At 63.3% G+C, this 13,239-nt stretch carries 14 protein-coding genes and 1 tRNA gene; 7 read left to right on the forward strand and 8 right to left on the reverse strand.

All coding sequences use genetic code 11. The annotated features are described in order from the left end of the window. The first annotated feature begins 73 nt into the window (after positions 1-73). The gene (locus SB659_RS09650; RefSeq protein ID WP_410550246.1) at positions 74-895 is read left to right on the forward strand and encodes a class I SAM-dependent methyltransferase; all 822 of its coding nucleotides are present in this window, start codon (positions 74-76) and stop codon (positions 893-895) included. A gap of 107 nt (positions 896-1,002) precedes the next feature. Further along, the gene (locus SB659_RS09655) at positions 1,003-1,383 is read left to right on the forward strand and encodes a rhodanese-like domain-containing protein (protein WP_284977262.1); all 381 of its coding nucleotides are present in this window, start codon (positions 1,003-1,005) and stop codon (positions 1,381-1,383) included. 27 nt (positions 1,384-1,410) lie between these two features. On the opposite strand, the gene SB659_RS09660 is transcribed toward SB659_RS09655, so the two are convergent. Further along, positions 1,411-1,752, reverse strand: coding sequence for a DUF2516 family protein (locus SB659_RS09660; RefSeq protein WP_284977261.1), 342 nt, complete (start codon positions 1,750-1,752; stop codon positions 1,411-1,413). 9 nt (positions 1,753-1,761) lie between these two features. Then, positions 1,762-2,946 carry a trans-sulfuration enzyme family protein gene (locus SB659_RS09665; RefSeq protein WP_410550247.1) on the reverse strand — a complete coding sequence of 395 codons (1,185 nt, stop codon included), beginning with the start codon at positions 2,944-2,946 and terminating at the stop codon, positions 1,762-1,764. A 73-nt stretch (positions 2,947-3,019) separates the two neighbouring features. Between SB659_RS09665 and tmk the strand changes: the two genes are divergently transcribed. Genes tmk through SB659_RS09680 form a run of 3 tightly spaced genes read left to right on the forward strand, consistent with a single transcriptional unit; the run spans position 3,020 to position 6,458 of the window. Further along, positions 3,020-3,694 carry a dTMP kinase gene (gene tmk, locus SB659_RS09670; RefSeq protein ID WP_410550248.1) on the forward strand — a complete coding sequence of 225 codons (675 nt, stop codon included), beginning with the start codon at positions 3,020-3,022 and terminating at the stop codon, positions 3,692-3,694. Next, entirely contained in the window at positions 3,691-4,842 is a 1,152-nt protein-coding gene (locus SB659_RS09675) for a DNA polymerase III subunit delta' (protein ID WP_284979064.1), read from the forward strand. Before tmk ends, SB659_RS09675 begins: the two co-directional genes overlap by 4 nt. Positions 4,843-4,850: 8 nt before the next feature. Next, positions 4,851-6,458, forward strand: coding sequence for an alpha/beta hydrolase (locus tag SB659_RS09680; RefSeq protein ID WP_410550249.1), 1,608 nt, complete (start codon positions 4,851-4,853; stop codon positions 6,456-6,458). Here SB659_RS09680 and SB659_RS09685 read toward each other — a convergent pair. Beyond that, positions 6,448-6,630, reverse strand: coding sequence for a hypothetical protein (locus SB659_RS09685; protein WP_410550250.1), 183 nt, complete (start codon positions 6,628-6,630; stop codon positions 6,448-6,450). The two genes, SB659_RS09680 and SB659_RS09685, sit on opposite strands and share 11 nt — an antisense overlap. Before the next feature lie 59 nt (positions 6,631-6,689). Between SB659_RS09685 and SB659_RS09690 the strand changes: the two genes are divergently transcribed. Together SB659_RS09690 and SB659_RS09695 are read left to right on the forward strand one after the other, a co-directional pair. Further along, on the forward strand, positions 6,690-7,595 hold the full coding sequence (locus tag SB659_RS09690; protein WP_410550387.1) for an Ig-like domain-containing protein: 906 nt from the start codon (positions 6,690-6,692) through the stop codon (positions 7,593-7,595). 136 nt (positions 7,596-7,731) lie between these two features. Next, positions 7,732-7,804 (forward strand) — tRNA-Thr (locus tag SB659_RS09695). Positions 7,805-7,880: 76 nt separating this feature from the next. On the opposite strand, the gene SB659_RS09700 is transcribed toward SB659_RS09695, so the two are convergent. The 5 genes from SB659_RS09700 to SB659_RS09720 form a co-directional block, all read right to left on the reverse strand. Continuing rightward, positions 7,881-8,984: an NADH:flavin oxidoreductase gene (locus SB659_RS09700; protein ID WP_410550251.1), complete on the reverse strand. Its 1,104-nt coding sequence runs from the start codon at positions 8,982-8,984 to the stop codon at positions 7,881-7,883. Positions 8,985-9,411: 427 nt separating this feature from the next. Continuing rightward, entirely contained in the window at positions 9,412-10,158 is a 747-nt protein-coding gene (locus tag SB659_RS09705; protein ID WP_410550252.1) for an SDR family NAD(P)-dependent oxidoreductase, read from the reverse strand. Between the two features lie 28 nt (positions 10,159-10,186). Continuing rightward, positions 10,187-10,954, reverse strand: a complete 768-nt coding sequence (locus tag SB659_RS09710) for an SDR family NAD(P)-dependent oxidoreductase (protein WP_284979069.1) — start codon at positions 10,952-10,954, stop codon at positions 10,187-10,189. Beyond that, positions 10,944-12,332: an MFS transporter gene (locus SB659_RS09715; RefSeq protein WP_410550253.1), complete on the reverse strand. Its 1,389-nt coding sequence runs from the start codon at positions 12,330-12,332 to the stop codon at positions 10,944-10,946. Before SB659_RS09715 ends, SB659_RS09710 begins: the two co-directional genes overlap by 11 nt. After that, on the reverse strand, positions 12,329-13,219 hold the full coding sequence (locus SB659_RS09720; protein ID WP_284977250.1) for a polysaccharide deacetylase family protein: 891 nt from the start codon (positions 13,217-13,219) through the stop codon (positions 12,329-12,331). The genes SB659_RS09715 and SB659_RS09720 overlap by 4 nt, the downstream gene beginning before the upstream one ends. Positions 13,220-13,239: the final 20 nt, after the last annotated feature.

Below are 13,239 nucleotides of genomic sequence, written 5' to 3' on the forward strand. Positions count from 1 at the left end.
CCGAGCGTCGCTATGCGCCGCCGGGCGTTACGTCGGGCAACGGAATCCTGCACCCGGCGATAATGTTGTGGTTGTGGTGCAAAAAGCGGAACGGGTGGGCTCTCCCCGCAGTCGGGGCGGCAAACCGGTTGGAAACATCACCCGCGGAACCACCAACCCCAACCGCATGCGCAGGCTGGACCGCTGGCTCGCCGGTCCGCAGGCGTGGCGGCTGCGCGCCGCCGTCGACCCTCTTGTGGTGGATCTTGGCTACGGCGCCTCGCCGACTACCGCCGTCGAACTTTTTGAACGTTTGCGTGCCGTCCGGGCGGATGTCCGGGTGTGTGGGATCGAGATCGAGCCGGACCGGGTCCGCAGTGCACGAGCCCTTGAACGGCCCGGACTCAGTTTCCATCTGGGCGGCTTTGAGCTTCCGGTGGCAGGGAGTCCGGTGCTGGTGCGCGCGTTCAACGTGCTGCGGCAGTACGAGGAAGCGGACGTCCAAGGGATCTGGAGTTTGGTGCAGTCCCGCTTGGCGCCGGGAGGGCTGTTCATCGACGGCACCTCCGACGAGATCGGACGACGCGTCACGTGGGTAGCGCTGGATCCGGAACGCCCGTTGAGCCTTAGCTTCTCGGTGCGGTTCGGCAGCTTCGAACTGCCCTCCGAGGTTGCTGAACGGCTGCCCAAGGCGCTCATCCATCGCAACGTACCGGGAGAACCGATCCATGCGTTCCTGCAGGCCATGGACAAAGCGTGGCTGGACGCGGCCCCCTTGGCATCATTCGGGAACCGACAGCGGTGGACTGGAATGTGCCGTTCACTGCACGACGCCGGATGGCCCCTTCAGGATGGCCCCGCCCGGTGGCGCCTCGGTGAACTGACGGTGGCGTGGGAAGCGGTAGCGCCCCGGTAAAGGTGGCGAACGGGAGCTTCTCCGCAATAGGCCGAACGAGCCCCTCACTACGCCGTATGGTGGAACGAAAGACGCTAATACCGGGCAAGCGAGGAAGCGGTGAAGCAGTGCCACATCTGACCATCGACGAATTACTGGCAGAGAGCCGCATAGGGCTCGACCGCGTTCACCCGTCCGACCTTGAACGGGAGATGGCAGCGGGCGCCCTGGTTGTTGACACGCGGCCGGTAGATCAACGGAACCGGGACGGCGAGCTTCCGGGGGCGGTGGTCATCGACCGCAACGTCCTCGAGTGGCGACTCGATCCCTCCAGCTCCCACCGGCTGCCGATTGCGGACGACCCCGCTCGGCGCATCGTTATCGTCTGCAATGAGGGATACAGCTCAAGCCTGGCGGCGCACACCTTGCAACGGCTGGGGCTGACACGTGCCACCGACCTTATCGGAGGGTTCCAAGCCTGGGCAGCCCTGCGGAAGCAGTCCGACTAAACGCTGTTACCAAGGGCCGAGCGCTGTTTACCACGGGCCGTAGGGACCAACATTGCGGTTGCCGCCGCTGCCCGCTTCCCGCAGTGCCGGGCGGACATCGGCGAGGTAGACGCTGGCCGCGGTGACGGCGGCAATACCGAACAGCCCCAGGCCGTTGCCCCCGGTCAGGACCGTCAAAGCCCCGACCGCCATCGAAAAGCCGGTAAGGGCCAACCAGAAAGTCTTGGTGCGCTTGGACGCCGCCACGTACAGCGTGGGGCGGTGGCGCAAGCAATCCACGAACGCCCACAGTTCCAAGGCAAGGGCGACCAGGCCAAGGATGAAGTAGATCCCGTTGGTGACATAGGCGATCAAGAGTTTTCCGTCCACGCCCCAAGCCTAGCCGTCCAGCGACTTCAGCGCCTGCTCGAGGTCTGACCAGAGGTCCTCCACGTTCTCGATCCCCACGCTGAGCCTGACCAGGTTTTCAGGAACGCTGTGCGGCTCTGCCGCGTGCCGGCGTCGTCGTTCAATGAGTGACTCAACGCCTCCCAAGGAGGTTGCCGGCAACCACAGCTGCAGGGCGCGCACCACGTTGTCGGCAGCATCGGCGCCGCTGCGGTGTTGGTCCCCGGCGATCTGGATGCAGAGAATGGAGCCGAATCCCTTCATCTGCTGCTTCGCCCGCTCATGTCCCGGATCTGTTGCCAGCCCCGGGTAGCGAATGGCCTCGACGCGGGGGTGGGTGCTGAGCCGTTCAGCAAGCGTTGCCGCGGAAGCCTGCGAGCGCTCAATCCGGAGCGCAAGCGTACGCAGGCCGCGGAGGGCCAGCCACGCCTCGAACGGCCCGGCGATACCACCGTGGATGATGCGGTGGTGCAGCAGTGTGGCCCTCAGCTCCGGGTTGGATGTCACCAAAGCGCCAAGTACGACGTCGGAATGCCCGGCAAGGTACTTGGTCACCGAGTGAAGTACGACGTCGGAACCTAGTTTGAGGGGTTGTTGAACCAAAGGGGTGGAGAAGGTGTTGTCCGTGACCACGATGGCGCCAACTGAGTGCGCGGCATCTGTCAGCGCGCGGACGTCGGCGATGCCGAGCATCGGGTTTGTGGGGCTCTCCAGCCACAGCAAGTCCGCTTTCTTGCCATTGTCCGGTGCAAGCAGCGCCTTCACGGCGTCCGTGTCCGCGATATCTACGGTGCGCAGCTCCAGGAAGCCTTTCTCGGCGAGCTCCGTGGCCATGACCAAAGAACCTGCGTAACTGTGGGAGGGCATGACCACCACGCCTCCGGCAGGGACCAGCGAGAGTGCCGAACTGACAGCCGCCAAGCCGGACGCGTAAAGCAGGCCGGGAAGAGCCGCGCCCTCCAGGGTTGCGAGGGCTTCTTCGAAGGGGTCCCATGTGGGGTTGGCATAACGTCCGTAACCGCGATCACCGTCACCCAGCTGCCCAGTGCCGAAGTATGTGGAGGACAGGACGATCGGCGGGTTCACCGGTTCATCGTGGGAACGTTCCGGCCGCCCAGCCGCAACCACAACGGTTTCCGGGGACAGTTCGGGGGCTTGCTGCTCGGAGAGGCTCATGTTGCCAGCGTAACCGCGGGCGCGCCTGTGGACGAAAGCCATGACAGACCGTCCAACTCGGTAGTCTAGACGAGTGAGTATTCAGAGCGCAGGTCTTTTCATCGCCTTCGAAGGCGGGGACGGTGCGGGCAAGTCAACCCAGGCCGCCCGGCTCTCTGAAACCCTCGAATCGCGCGGACTCAATGTGCTGCGGACGCGGGAGCCCGGCGGAACGCCCATCGGGGAGAAACTGCGGTCCCTCGTGCTGGATCACGGGCATGGAACCATAGATGCCCGCACCGAGGCCCTCATGTTCGCGGCCGCCCGGGCTGCCCACACGCACCAAGTAATCCGGCCGGCCCTTAAGAACGGCACTGTGGTGATCACCGACCGCTACATAGATTCGTCGGTCGCCTATCAGGGCATTGGCCGCGGGTTGGGTGCCGAGGGCGTCTCCACGCTCAACCATTGGGCCACCGAGGGCCTTCACCCGGACCTGACGGTGCTTCTCGACGTCGACCCTGCCCACGGGCGCCAACGCCGCACCGCCGGCGACGCCTCCGAAGACCGGTTGGAATCCGAACCTGATGCTTTCCATTCGGCCATACGGCATGCGTTCTTGGACCTGGCTGAGGCAAACCCTTCCCGCTACTTGGTGCTTGCAGCAGATGATGACATGGGGACGCTCGCGGCGCAGATCCTTGCACGGGTGGACTCGCTGTTGTCCGAGCTGGCGCCGCGTGAACACGTTCCGGGCGGGTGCCCATGAGTGTCTGGGACGATCTCCAGGGTCAAGCACCTGTGGTGGAACAACTCCGCAAGGCAGCCCAAAGCGAGTCCGGCCTCACGCACGCGTGGCTTTTCACTGGACCGCCGGGCTCCGGGCGTTCTAATGCCGCCAAGGCCTTTGCCGCGGCGCTGAATTGCGAGAAGGATGATGTCACGCAGCGCGGTTGCGGCGAATGTACGGCGTGCCACACGATCCTGGGCGAGACCCATCCTGACGTGACGTTCGTGCGCACCGAGAAAGTCACCATCACCATCGACGAAGCCCGGTCGCTCGTTTCCAAGGCCGGCGACCGCCCTGCCACCGGCAGGTGGCGGATTGTAGTGGTTGAAGACGCGGACCGCATGGCCGAGCGCACCACCAACGTCCTGCTCAAAGCGATCGAGGAACCCACACCACGCACCATCTGGATGCTGTGCGCGCCCTCGCCGGCGGACGTCCTGGTGACGATCCGTTCCCGGTGCCGTCCGGTGAGCCTGCGCCTCCCGCCAGCCTCCGACGTCGCCGATCTTCTGGTGAGGCGCGACGGCGTCGATCCTGGACTGGCGCAGCAGGCCGCACGAGCCGCCCAAAGCCATATCGGCATCGCGCGGCGACTGGCCCGGGACGCCGAGGCCAGGCAGCGCCGCACGGAAACGGTCCGCATACCGCTGGGCCTCAGGGGCGTTACCGCAGCTGTGATGATGGCTGAGAAACTCGTCAAGATCGCCACCGACGAAGCCAACAGCTCCAACGATGAACGCGATGCTGCCGAGAAGATTGCCCTCCTGGCCAACTTGGGCGCACCCGAGTCAGGAACTTTGCCGCCATCCATGCGCAGCCAGGTCAAGCAGCTCGAGGACGACCAGAAGCGGCGCGCCAAACGGTCCATCACTGACTCCCTGGACCGGACCCTGACCGATCTGTTGTCGTTTTATCGGGACGTGTTGATCATCCAGTTGGGGAACGCCGTAGACCTGGTCAACGCTGACCTCGGCGCCGAGCTGGCCGACTACGCAGGCCGTTCTACGCCGGAAACCACCCTCGCCAGGATGGATGCGATCAACAAAGCCCGGGTCCGTATTACCACCACTAATGTGGCCCCGCTGTTGGCAGTCGAGTCCATGGCCACAAGCCTGATCCAGCAATAGGAGAATCCATGACGTCCGCACGACGCCGGCCTACCGGCAACCCCTTTCGGGGCCGGCCTGGCCAGTCCGAAGGCGCCAGTGGGCGCCGCAGGACATTGGCTGCCGTGGTCATTGCGCTTGCTTCTGCGCTGGTGTTCAGCGCTTGCTCGCTGCCGTTCCTGCCTTCCCCTACTGCGAAGCCGACCACCAATACTGTTGATCCTTCCGTCGCGGCATCGGCTCCCAAAGGCCTTGAAAGTTTCTACTCCCAGACAGTGGAGTGGACATCCTGCGACAACGGCTTGCAGTGTGGAACAGTGCGGGTTCCATTGGATTACGCCAACCCCGGCTCGGGCGAGATCTCATTAGCCGTCAACAAGCTGCCGAGCACCGGGAAGAAGCTCGGATCCATCCTGGTCAACCCAGGCGGCCCCGGTGGTTCCGGAGTTGATTTCGTGCGGGACGCCGGCAGCACACACTTCACCGCAAAGCTCCGGTCCAGTTATGACCTTGTGGGTTTTGACCCCCGGGGAGTTAAGCGGTCGGCCCCGGTGAAGTGCATGAGCGACGCCGAGCGGGATGCCGCCCGTGCAAAGGTCTTCCACGAGAACACTGATGAGGGACTCGCAGCTGCGCTAGCCTTCAACAAGTCCACCGCTGAGCAGTGTGCCCAGCAGACAGGGGCCGTGCTGGGACACGTTGATACGGTCAGCGCAGCCAAGGACCTCGACATTTTGCGGGCCATCACCAACCAGTCCAAACTGAACTACCTCGGCTTCTCGTACGGGACGTTCCTGGGCTCCACCTACGCCTCGTTGTTCCCTGACAATGTGGGCCGTGTGGTTCTGGACGGCGCAGTGGACCCGTCCATCAGCAACGCAGAATTGACCGCCGGACAAGCCCGAGCCTTCGAACAAGCCATCCACACCTACGTTGCTGACTGCCTCCGCCAGAGTTCATGCCCGCTCAGTGGTTCGGTGGATAACGGAGTACAGGAAATCAGGGACCTCATCCAGTCCATCAACCAGAATCCGCAGACCGCCAAGGACGGGCGCCGGGTGACCGTCTCGGACTTCATTAACGGCATCATCCTGCCCCTGTATGACAACCAAAGCTGGCCCGCGCTGACCCAGGCACTCCAGGGCGCGCTGTCCGGTGACGTGTCCCAAATGATGCGGATTGCCGATCTCGGCGCTGACCGTGATCCTAATGGGAGTTACACCTCCAACTCGGCCTTCGCGTTCCAAGCTGTCAACTGCCTCGACTATCCGATGATCACGGACACCCCCGGGATGCGCGCGGAAGAAGCAAGCCTCCTGAAGGACTCCCCTACCTTCGGCGAGTTCTTTGCTTACGGCGGGGTGACATGCAAGGACTGGCCCTACAAGAACACGCGGACCCCCGCGCCCGTGAACTACGCAGGCTCGGCCCCGATCGTTGTGGTTGGCACCACGGGTGATCCCGCAACCCCTTATGAGTGGGCGCAGTCATTACGCAAGCAATTGGGAAACGCTTCCTTGGTCACCTGGCAAGGCGAGGGGCACACAGCCTACGGTCGCTCGAATTCCTGCGTCAGCTCCGCCGTCGACAACTACTTCATTGACGGAACCCTCCCGCAGGACGGCGTCAAATGCTAGCTGGCGCGGTGGTCCCCGTTCCATAAGGAACCGCGTTGGGGGCACTGGTGACACTGGCAGCAACACGATACCGGCACCATTTCCAGTCGGGAGCAGCGGGAGCCGCATCCGGGGCGCCGTCGGTGAGCTTCTCTTCGACGTCCGCCGGTTCATTAACCTGAATCGAAGTCACGCCCGGGGGCGGCCAGCCCGCCACCGCCCCCGCAAGACACCACTCCGCCCAGTGTCCAGATCACCAACCCGACCCCTGGACAGACCGTGTCCGGCACCATCACGGTAGCTGCGAATGCCACCGACAATGTCGCGGTCTCGTCAGTGCAGTTCCTGCTTGATGGCCAGCCCTTAGGTAATCCCGTCACCGCCGCGCCTTATGCCGCCAGCCTCAATACCACCACGAGTACCAATGGAGCCCACACCTTATCGGCAAAAGCGACCGACCCGAGCGGCAACGTGGGCTCAGCTGCCGGGATCGCCGTCACTGTCCAAAACCCGACGCCGCCCATGACCTGCTTCGTCCTGCAAACCAGCGTCACGGCTCGTGGAACAGGGACAGTTCAAACGGGGGCTTTCAGCACTGTTATTTCGGGAGAGGTGCTCCTTGCATTCGTGTCCATGGATGGCCCCGGCGGAGCGGCTGGCCAGTCAGCAACGGTCTCCGGAGCGGGCCTAACCTGGAGGCTCGTGGGCCGGGCCAACTCCCGGTCCGGGGACGCTGAAATCTGGACCGCAACGGCCTCCACGGTGCTCCACAACGTGACGGCGAGGTCAGCACCCGCCAAGGGTGGTTATGCGCAGGACCTGACCGTTGTCGCTTTCGAGGGTGCCACCGGAACCGGGGCAGTCTCCACTGGTGGTGCAGCCAGTGGGGCGCCGACCCTTACCGTCACTACGACGGCGGCCACCTCACTGGTACTGGCCGTGGGCCATGATTGGGACAAGGCTGTAGCCAGGACCCTTCCCACGGGCTTTGCCATGCTGGATCAATGCGTGGATACCGCCCATGGCGACACCTCATGGAGCGAGTACACCAATCAAGCAACAGGTCCTGCCGGGACTCCAGTGAAAATCGGGGCTACCGCGCCAACATCGGACCAATGGAACATGGCCGCAGTGGAGCTGCTCAATTCCGGCTCCTGAACCTAAACGCCGAACGATCCGTAGCCGGCTCCCCGGGGGCCCCGAACACCCGCCGGGCTCGTTTTGACCCGGGCGGCGTAGCTCTATTACAGTGGTGTCTTGCGTGATCAGCCGGGAAACCGGGGAAAAGCGCGGTGCTTCCTTAGCTCAGTCGGTAGAGCGTTTCACTCGTAATGAAAAGGTCATCAGTTCGATTCTGATAGGAAGCTCAGAGAAAAAACCCCGCAGGTTCAGATGAACCTGCGGGGTTTTTTCTCTGGGAGCCCAACGGCCCCCGGAAGCCTGCTACGCCGGATCTGCCAGTTCCCAGTCCTTGACGTCCGCCAGGGGAGCAAACACGGAGGGGTCCAGTTCCCCCAACCCCTGGTTGCTGCGGACCAACTGCGGCCAGTTTCGATTAGCCAAAGCGGCTTTGCCAAGGGCAATAACGTCGGCTGAGCCGTCCGCCACCATGGACACTGCAGTGACCGGATCATCCAGCTGGCCATTGGCAATCACGGCTACGCCCGAGTATTTCCTGGCCAACGCAGCGAGTGTTTCCGCTGAGTCCGCGAACGCCGGTTCAGTGGCGCGATACTCGGTGGTATGGACGAAATCGATGCCGGTGTCCCCCAGCGTCGCGAAGATGACTTCGGCTTCCTCCACCCCTCCGCGCCACTTGTGGGCGTGGTCACTGACCTTGGACTGGGAGATTCGGATGCCCACTGTCATGGCCGGGCCAACAGCTTCGCGAACGTCGCGGCAGATCTCGGCGGCAAACCGCACCCTGTTTTCCGGGGAGCCGCCGTACTGGTCCTCACGCTGGTTCAAATAGTCGGTGAGGAACTGATCCAGCAGGTACCCGTTGGCACCATGGATCTCGACGCCGTCGAAGCCCGCCTCTTGTGCGTGCAGTGCCGCCTGGACGAAGCCTTCCCGGACTTCCTTCATCTGGGCCAGGGTCAACGCCGCGGGAACGCGGTAGGGACCTTCACCGCGGTAGAAGCCCAGCTGCTCCCCCTTCGGGGCCACAGCCGAGGGCCCCACGGAGGAGCCAACAAACCGGTTTCCCTGGCTCTGCGCTCCGGCATGCATCAGCTGGGCGAAGATCTTCGAGCCCGCAGCGTGGACGCCGTCGACAACCCTGGCCCAAGCCTGTGCCTGCCCTTGGGTTGCGATGCCCGGCTGGTGCAGGTAGCCCTGGCTGTGGGCAGTGTCCGGATAGATGCCTTCGGTGATCAGCAGGCCGAAACCACCTCGGGCGAACCGCTGGTAGTAGGAGGCCATCCTATCCGTGGCATGCCCGTCCTCCGTTGCGCTGATTCGCGTCATGGGTGCCAAGGCAACTCGGTTGTCCAGCTCGGTGGTGCCGATCCGGATAGGTGACCAGAGAGGGGTGTAATCAGTCATAAAGTTTTCCTTCGGAGTGATCGGGTGATGCTGCTGCGTCCGGAGAGGCACCAAATGCCCGGGCTACGAGCGCAGGCAGGCCCGCGTTAGCTGAATCGGTTGCGTATGCCTGCCCGCGCCTAACCAAGTGGTGGATAACCGAAGCATTGGTGAAACAGCCGAGCACAGCGGAACACAGTTCTTCCACGGTCCGGCACTGGGCGGAGGTTCCTGAGGGACCCGTCATCATCCAGCCGTCCGCAAGGGCAGTAACTTTTGGAGCCCCCGGGAGGCCGGTGCAGACCGCGCTGATCGTAGCGGCCACAATCAAGTGTTGCCGCATGGTCCGCACCGGCCCGAGGATCGGGTCGGCAACGGTTGTCCTTCCACAGGCACCGCACATATCGTTTCCTCCAGTTTTCGATCGCGCCTTTTTGAGGTGACGGCCCTATGGCATGACGTCGCCGGAGTTGGGCCCCAGCGTTTGTCCGACGAAAAGATTGCCGCCCGGATCGCTTGCCAGCAACAAGGCTGCAGGGGCTACTTCCTCTGGCGTCCCAAAGCGACCGAGGGGAAGTTCGGCGCGTTTAGCTGCTTTCCAGCTTTCCGAGATGCCCTCCACCAACGGCGTTTCGATCGGGCCCGGGGCGATGCAGTTGACGAGCACATTGTCCGCCGCTGTTTCCAAGGCCAGGGCTTTGGAAAGACCAACCACACCAGCCTTCGCAGCACTGTAATGGGTCAGCCCCACCCCGCCCTTGATGGCCAGCTGGGAGGCGATATTGATGATGCGGCCCCACTTTCGCTGCCGCATCTCCCCCACCACCTCCCGGCAACAGAGGAATACCCCGGTCAGGTCCACCGTCAGGGTCTCATTCCACGTGGCCAAGGACATGTCCTCAAGGGGAGACTCCGTCAAAAGTCCTGCGCTGTTCACTAGGACATCGATTCCGCCCAGCGTCTCCCGTGCCTCGGCGAAGGCAGACCGTACGCTGGCTTCGTCGGCCACGTCCACGCGGATGACGCCTTCGCCTCCGGCCCTGTCCAGCACCGCCACCCGGTCCCCGTTGGCCATGAAAGCCTCGGCGATGGCCTTACCGATCCCGCTGGAACCGCCTGTGACAACCACTCCCCGGCCCTTGCCGTCCGGGACGCTCCCGGACGGCCGGCCAGCACCGTCAGTCAACGTGTCCATGCTGTCCTTTCCTTTTCGGGTCACGCCGTCAGGCCCGCATCTTGACGGTGAGTCCGCCGTCGACCACCAGTGCCTGACCCGTGATGTAGCGGGAGTCGTCGGAGGTGAGGAAAGCGATCACGCTGGCCACTTCCTCCGGTGTTCCCACCCTGCCCCACGGGATATCGTTTCCGGCCCGTTTCAGCCCCTCCGGACCCAGCGAATTCACAGGGTCCAAGGACTGGGGGGTTTCGATGAGTCCCGGGATAACGGCATTGGCCCGGATCTGCCGCGGACCGAGCTCCACGGCCACGCTCCGGACCAGCCCCAGGACGCCGGCCTTTGCCGCGGCATAGTGGGCGTGCTCCTCCCACCCATAGACGCCGCCGGCGATGGACGAGACGGCAACCAGCGCTCCGCCGTCGGACATCCTCTCCGCACCTGCGCGCAGCGTGCGCAGCACGCCGGTGAGGTCCACGTTGAGCATGTCATGCCAGCGCTCGTCCGACATCTCGCTGAGCGAGGAATTGCGCAGGATTCCGGCGTTGGCGATGGCGATGTCCAGCCGGCCGTACTCGTCCACGGCCCGTTGCGCCAGGGCGTCCACGGACTCAGTGGTGCGGACGTCCACTTCATGGATCACGGCTTCACCGCCGGCTTCCTTGACCAGGCGGAGGGTTTCCTCGGGATCGTGGGGGTCGCCGGGGAAGGTGCCAATGACGGACACTACTTTTTGGCGGGCGTAGTGGACGGCCAGGGCCCGTCCGATGCCGCTGGCAGCGCCGGTGATAATGGCGGCTTTGTGGTTAGACGTCATGCGGGTGATCCTCGCTCAAGGCTTCAACGGGTGGCTTGGCTGCGATCATCAAGAGTCCGGAAACCAAGGTGCCGAGGGCACCGACCCAGAGGGCCGCACTGCCGGTACCGGCGACGGCTGCGATGGCGGTAAAGATCGCGCCACCGATGATGGTTCCGGGCTGGCTCATGGCACCAATGAAGGCGGTACCCGTGGCCCGGCAGCTTACCGGGTAGCACTCGGCCATGAAGTACTGGATGGCAGCATACGGGCCCACCAGGAAGAACAGCCCGGCGCCGTAGGTCAGGATGATCATGAAGGGGCTTGCCGCGAGGGGGCTTAGCATGATGGAGAAGCAGATGCCGGAGATGATCCAGCCACCGATGATGGTCCGCTTGCGGCCGATTTTGTCCCCGATCCAGCCGTGGAAGACGTACCCAAAGTAGGCCAGGAGGTTGATGACGATCAGCATCCAGAAAGCATCCGAGAGCTCCACGCCCTTGGCGTTCTTCAGCACCGAACTGCCGAGGACGCTGAAGATGGTGATACCGAAGAAGTTCACGATCCACGCGATCGAGAAAACGATGGTGTTCCGGCGCAGTTGCGGCTCCCAGATGCGCTTCAGCGGGGCTGCTGAGGAATGCTCGACGCCGTAGGCCTTGGCGAGTGAGTGCGCTTCTTCGGACCTCCCGCCCTTTTCCAGCTCGGTGAGCTTGTGGTGCAGTTCAAACTGCGGGGTTTCTTTGAGCTTCCGGGCGATGGTCCAGACGATGATGGCTGCGGGAATGGTGGCCATCAGGTACAGGGCGCGCCATCCCAGGGAAGGCAGGAAGGCAAGTGCCAGCGCGCTGGCCAATAGGAAGCCCAGGGGCCATCCGCCCTGGATGAAGGAGTAGTGGAACCCGGGGCGCTTGCGCTTATCGGCAACCTCCGTGACCTGGTAGACCTCATTCATGTAGGTGGCGTTCACGGCTTGTTCGGAGAAGCCCAAGCCGCCGAAGGACCGGACTACTACCAGGAGTGCGTTGCTGAGAACCGGAATGCCGGTGGGAATCGCAGCAGTCAGGGCGGAGACGACGGCGGTTCCACCGATGGTGCTCATCATGCCTTTGCGGCGTCCGAGCCTGTCGATGACGGGGCCGATACCAAAGCAGACGATCGCGGTACCGACGGCGATCCATGTGTTGATGGCATATGCCTCCGTGGCCGACCAGCCGAATTCCTGCTGCATGGCCGGCAGCAGGGTGCCGAACAGGCCGTAGTCGAAGACGGCCACTGTCCAGGCCAGCAGGGCGAGGACTGTGGCGGTGGTGGTGTGGCGCTTGGAGAAGATGGGGAAACGGCGCTTCTCGTTGGGGCGGGGCTGCGAAAGGTCAACAGCTGGTTCTTGGATGGTCATGACTTGCTTTCCTTACGAGGGCTGCGGGAGATGAAGGAGTCTGCGATCTGGTCGAAGGTGAGCCAGCTGACGCCGTCGTGCGAGTTGATGTGTTCAATAAGGCGTTCGAGCATCAGCAGGACCTGGGGGCGTCCCGATACGTCCGGGTGAATGGTCATGGTGAACACGGCTTGGTCCATTTCGCGGTAGACCCAGTCGAACTGGTCACGCCACATCTGCTCGATATCGCGGGGATTGACGAACCCGTGGGAGTTCGGGGACGCCTTGATGAACATCATGGGAGGCAGGTCATCGAGGTACCAGTTGGCTGGTATCTCCACGAGGTCCGTTTCCTGTCCGCGCTTGAGGGGTTCCATCCACGTCTCGGCGTCCTTGGTGTAGTCGATCTTTTTCCAGGAATCACCTACCCGGACGTAGTAAGGCTCAAAGTCCCGGTGCATCAGGGAGTGATCGTATTTGATGCCCCGCTCGAGGAGGATTTCGTTAGTGACAGGCGAAAATTCCCACCACGGCGCAACGTAGCCTGTGGGCCTGCGACCGGACACCTTCTCGATCAGTTCGATCGAGCGGTCCAAGATGGCGGTCTCTTGTTCCCGGGTCATGGCAATCGGGTTCTCGTGCGAATACCCGTGCACGCCGATCTCGTGACCGGCGTCGACGATCATCTGTGTCAGTTCCGGGAACGTCTCGATCGAATGACCGGGCACGAACCAGGTTGCCGGGAGGTTGTATTTCTGGAACAAGCGGATCAGGCGAGGTCCCCCCACTTCGCCGCTGAACAGGCCGCGGCTGATGTCACACGGGGAGTCCTCCCCTCCATAAGATCCGAGCATGCCCGCCACTGCGTCTACGTCAACGCCGAAGGCGACTTGAATGTCCTTAGCCATGAGATTTTCCTTTCAAAGTG

The organism is Arthrobacter sp. SIMBA_036, from assembly GCF_046535135.1.
In the GTDB taxonomy this organism is placed as follows: Bacteria; Actinomycetota; Actinomycetes; order Actinomycetales; family Micrococcaceae; genus Arthrobacter.

What these genes read in the sequence shown, in the direction of transcription:
- SB659_RS09665 (WP_410550247.1), bottom strand. Translation starts at nt 2,946, where the DNA reads ATGAGCCTCTCCGAGCAGCAAGCCCCCGAACTGTCCCCGGAAACCGTT.
- SB659_RS09675 (WP_284979064.1), top strand. Translation starts at nt 3,691, where the DNA reads ATGAGTGTCTGGGACGATCTCCAGGGTCAAGCACCTGTGGTGGAACAA.
- SB659_RS09680 (WP_410550249.1), top strand. Translation starts at nt 4,851, where the DNA reads ATGACGTCCGCACGACGCCGGCCTACCGGCAACCCCTTTCGGGGCCGG.
- SB659_RS09700 (WP_410550251.1), bottom strand. Translation starts at nt 8,984, where the DNA reads ATGACTGATTACACCCCTCTCTGGTCACCTATCCGGATCGGCACCACC.
- SB659_RS09705 (WP_410550252.1), bottom strand. Translation starts at nt 10,158, where the DNA reads ATGGACACGTTGACTGACGGTGCTGGCCGGCCGTCCGGGAGCGTCCCG.
- SB659_RS09710 (WP_284979069.1), bottom strand. Translation starts at nt 10,954, where the DNA reads ATGACGTCTAACCACAAAGCCGCCATTATCACCGGCGCTGCCAGCGGC.
- SB659_RS09715 (WP_410550253.1), bottom strand. Translation starts at nt 12,332, where the DNA reads ATGACCATCCAAGAACCAGCTGTTGACCTTTCGCAGCCCCGCCCCAAC.
- SB659_RS09720 (WP_284977250.1), bottom strand. Translation starts at nt 13,219, where the DNA reads ATGGCTAAGGACATTCAAGTCGCCTTCGGCGTTGACGTAGACGCAGTG.